Genomic DNA, 3,733 nt, shown 5'->3' on the forward strand with positions numbered 1-3,733 from the left:
GGTGCCGCGCGGCACCCGAGCACGACGCTACATGCCCGGGAAGCGCCCCATCTTTACGGCCTTGACCAGCAGGGCGTGGTCGGATTCGGTCTGATCTGCATAGAGCCGCGCAAACCGTGACAACGCGGTGTCCAGGGTGTCCGACTCGCCGACGTAGCCCGCGATCATCGACGCCCCACTGGTGCGGGCGTGGCCTTTCGCGAGCAACCGGCCCACGACGCCGGCGTAGTCGACCAGGGCGGGTGCGTCGATCGAGCTCAGATCGATCGTGCCCTTCATGTTGCGGAATTGCCGCACGTAGTACTGCCTGCCGTCGATGGTCGTCCACCCCAGCAGCGGGTCACTGACCGTCTGAAGGTCCTGCTGGTATTCCACGACACGCTGACCCTGATGCGCGTGCCATGCCGACTCGCCGTGGACGTACGGCGCCAGCACCGACCGTCGAGCCTGCTTGAGCTGCAGAAACACCACGTCGTCGGGGCTACTGCCCTCCAGCAACGCCACGTACGCCCGGAGTCCGACACTGCCGACACCGACCACCCGATGGGCGACGTCGATGAGCGTGTACCCGCCGAGCACCCGACGCCAATGCGGGGACAGCGTCGTCAGATACTCGTCCAACCCGTCCGCCAGCAATTCCTCGTCGCGCGGCGGTATCCGGGTGGTGATGGGCGGCTCCTCCACCAACCGACGCTTGCCCTCGTGCTCCTCGGTCAACTGCGGCAACACGCGGTCGCTCGTACGCCTGCGAGCCTTCTTGGTGGCCCGCTTGATCTCGCGCCGCAGCGACCCCTCGGTGGTGTCGGCCTGCAGCTTCTCGGCAGTCAATCGCTGGAACGACCGAGACATCAGCGGCTGATCGGCCAGGCGCGAGACCTCGACCCGGTACGCCCGCACACACGCCGCGACCGCTTCCTCGCACTGCTCCTCCGTGCGTCCGTTCTGGCGGCCCGCCACCCAGATGCTCGCGGCGAGGCGTCGTAGATCCCACTCCCAGGCGCCGGGGTGGGCCTCGTCGAAATCGTTGAGGTCGATGACGAGATCGCGCTCGGGAGAGGCGTAGAAGCCGAAATTGCCGAGGTGGGAATCCCCGCTGACCACTGGGGTGATGCCGGTCGACGGGAGCAGCGCGACGTCGCGGGCCATGACGATCGCGGTGCCGCGAAGAAAGCCGTACGGCGACTCCATCATGCGTTCGACGCGCACCGGAATCAGCCAGTCGATGCGCCCGTCGTGCGAGAACTCGATCTGCCGGATCGGGTCGAGGCGATCGGCCGGCGGGGTCCAGTCGCCCATCGATTCACGCGAGACCTTCTCCCGGAGCGACTTGCCGAGTTCGTAGCGCTCGGCGCGAGGAGTCGGCCGGGCGCGCAGGGTGGCATACGACCGGCTGTCCGCCTCGCCGAACTCGGGAACCACCTTGTGGCCGGACTTGGTGCGGCCGTTGCGAGCGTCGGGCATGGGGAAACCCTATGACGGAAGGACTGCGCCACGCGTGCCCACCGTCAGCGGCGGCGGTACCGGGCCGCGATCTTGGCGCCGACCGGCACGGCGAACAGCATCATGAAGACCCTGATGACCTGCGCGGCCACGACGAACGTGACGTTGGCACCCGTCGACGCAGCGACCGCCAGAACGGCGTAAACGCCACCCGGCGTGGTTGCGAGATAGCCGTCGTACGCGGTGAGGGAAGATGCGGCCGCGAGCCACACACCCAGAACCGCGCAGCCGACGGTGACGCCGATGATCAGCAGCAGCGCCGTGGGCAGGATCCGCGAGATCGACCGCAGGCTCTCCAGCGTGAACCGCAGCCCGGCCTGCCACCCGATTCCGATGTACGCCGCCGCGAGGAGCAGCGAGGGCACACCGGCGTCAAAGGAGAAGCCGAGCAGATCGACGACGGTCGCGACGATCAGCGGCCCGAGCAGACCCGGAGCAGGCAGCCGGACCAGACGGGCCAGCAGGTAGCCGACGACGCTGCACACCGCGACGAACGCGAGGTCGACGAACCACGGCGCCCCTGCCGTCGGGACGACCCCGGCGTCGGTGCCGCGCGCCGAGAACACCACGGTCGCAACCAGGGGCATCGTCACCGTCACGAACACGACGCGCAGATATTGCACGACGGCGACCACACGTTCGTCGCCGCCGAGCTCTTGGGCGATCGCGACGAGACCCGACGCCCCGCCTGCGACGAGCGCGAGGGCGCCCGTCAGGGAGTCGACGTCCTTGCGGAGGCCGAGCAATGCGCCGGCGCCGATGGACAGCAGCAGCGTCCCAACACAGGCGAGCACGACGGGCAGCCAGGCGTCACCGACAGCTCCGAGCGTGTCGCGTTGAACGAGGGTGCCGATCTCGACGCCGAGCACCGCCTGCGCGGCGATGCCCCACCGCCGCGGTACGCCCGATTCGGGAGCCCACCCGGCCAGTGCGAACGCGATCGCGACGAACAGGGCAACGAACAACCCGGCCGACGGAACTCCGAGCCACGTGGCCCCGGCGGTCAGCGCAACCGTGGTCGGCCCGAGGACGAGCCAGCGACTCAAGAAGGTTTGCCGGGCCGCTCGTACCTGCGCACCTCGGGCGGCAGTCCCCATTCGGTGCGGCCGAGACGGCTGAGCGGGGCGATGGCTTCGAACGACGGCAGCCCGTCGTCGGCGAGGAACTCCGGTTGTACGGCGATGGCGACGACGCGGCCCATGACGACGAACGAGTTACCGACCTCGACGACGCGGTGCAGGACGGCTTCGATGGCGATCGGTGACTCCGCGACGCGGGGAGGGGCGACCTTCTCGCTCGGCTCGCTGTCGATGCCCAGTTCTTCGAGTTCGCTGACGCCGTGCTCGTAGCCGGCCGACGTCGCGTTGATCTGCTCGACCATGTGCGCGGTGGCCAGGTTGATCACGAACTCGCCCGTCGCTTCGATGTTGCGGAGGCTGTCCTTGCGTCCGACAGAGGTGAATTGCACTACAGGCGGGTTGGACGACGACACCGAAAAGAAGCTGTACGGCGCGAGATTGGCCACTCCGTCCGCGGAGACGGTGGACACCCACGCAATCGGCCGCGGAACGACCGACGAGGTGAGCAGGGGATACAGGCCGCCGGGCGGCATCTCGGACGGGTCGAAGACAGTGCGCACACCCCTATGGTGTCAAACAACTCCGGCTCGGGCCGCCTCCGGCGTCCTCGCGGGAATCTGACAATCTGGATGGGTGAACCCGTCCAGTGCTCAGGCCTCTGCTGTCGTCGACGAGCTCGTGCGCGGTGGTGTCCGCGACGTGGTGCTGTGCCCGGGTTCTCGCAACGCCCCGCTGGCGTTCGCGCTGCAGGAAGCCGACATGGCCGGACGGCTCCGGCTGCACATGCGCATCGACGAACGGACGGCGGGTTTTCTCGCACTCGGTCTGATCATGGGTGAGGGCAGGCCGGTGCCGATCGTCATGACCTCCGGTACCGCTGTCGCCAACCTCGGACCGGCCGTCCTCGAAGCCAACTACGCGCGGATGCCGTTGATCGTGCTCAGCGCCAATCGGCCGTACGAGATGCTCGGCACCGGCGCCAACCAAACCGTCGAGCAGCTCGGATTGTTCGGCAGCCAGGTGCGCGCGACCATCAGCCTCGGCCTCGCCGAAGACGGCGACGGCCAGAACAGTCAGTGGCGCAGTGCAGTGTGCCGCGTGCTCGCTGCTGCACGCGGAACCCGCTCCGGCAACGCGGGCCCGGTGCACTTCGA

General features: G+C 68.4%; 4 protein-coding genes. 1 reads left to right on the plus strand and 3 read right to left on the minus strand.

Features of this window, described 5'->3' with window-relative positions; translation table 11 throughout:
* Positions 1-27: 27 nt before the first annotated feature.
* Genes WBQ44_RS19460 through WBQ44_RS19470 form a run of 3 tightly spaced genes read right to left on the minus strand, consistent with a single transcriptional unit; the run spans position 28 to position 3,139 of the window.
* Positions 28-1,461: a DUF2252 domain-containing protein gene (locus WBQ44_RS19460; RefSeq protein ID WP_495568310.1), complete on the minus strand. Its 1,434-nt coding sequence runs from the start codon at positions 1,459-1,461 to the stop codon at positions 28-30.
* A 44-nt stretch (positions 1,462-1,505) separates the two neighbouring features.
* Positions 1,506-2,546, minus strand: coding sequence for an AbrB family transcriptional regulator (locus tag WBQ44_RS19465; protein ID WP_495568311.1), 1,041 nt, complete (start codon positions 2,544-2,546; stop codon positions 1,506-1,508).
* Positions 2,543-3,139: a flavin reductase family protein gene (locus WBQ44_RS19470; protein ID WP_495568312.1), complete on the minus strand. Its 597-nt coding sequence runs from the start codon at positions 3,137-3,139 to the stop codon at positions 2,543-2,545. Before WBQ44_RS19470 ends, WBQ44_RS19465 begins: the two co-directional genes overlap by 4 nt.
* Positions 3,140-3,212: 73 nt before the next feature.
* On the opposite strand from WBQ44_RS19470, the gene WBQ44_RS19475 reads away from it, so the two are divergent.
* Positions 3,213-3,733, plus strand: a 521-nt coding sequence (locus WBQ44_RS19475) for a thiamine pyrophosphate-binding protein (protein ID WP_495568313.1), incomplete at its 3' end; no start/stop codon positions are given.

The sequence above is a fragment of the Rhodococcus sp. (in: high G+C Gram-positive bacteria) genome, assembly GCF_049591685.1.
GTDB lineage: Bacteria > Actinomycetota > Actinomycetes > Mycobacteriales > Mycobacteriaceae > Rhodococcoides.